The organism is Mesorhizobium sp. LNJC391B00, assembly GCF_000502535.1.
Classification (GTDB): Bacteria; Pseudomonadota; Alphaproteobacteria; order Rhizobiales; family Rhizobiaceae; genus Mesorhizobium.
Window position 1 is genome coordinate 1 of sequence record NZ_AYWI01000043.1, and the last position, 291, is coordinate 291.

Below are 291 nucleotides of genomic sequence, written 5' to 3' on the forward strand. Positions count from 1 at the left end.
CTGCTGTGGCCTGCCGGGTGCGATCCGCTCCAAGGTGATGCCGAGCTTGATGAAGCGCACGACAAGCGGCGTCAGCCCGGTGACGCCGGCCGATGCGAAGGGCGGGCCATTGTCGCTTCTGAAGCGATCCGGCAGGCCATGCTCTTCAAACAGCCGTTCGAACACCGGCCAGGCTTCGCTATGGGCCGTCGACCCCGTCGCTTCGAGCGCCAGAAGATAGCGGCTCGACGCATCCATCACCGTCAAGGGTTCGCAACGCCAGCCGTCGCGGGTCCGGAACCAGCCCTTGTG

The 291-nt window shown here is 66.0% G+C and carries 1 pseudogene; it reads right to left on the reverse strand.

Features of this window, described 5'->3' with window-relative positions:
* Positions 1–291, reverse strand: a pseudogene (locus tag X750_RS0134315) (DDE-type integrase/transposase/recombinase); the annotation flags it as partial.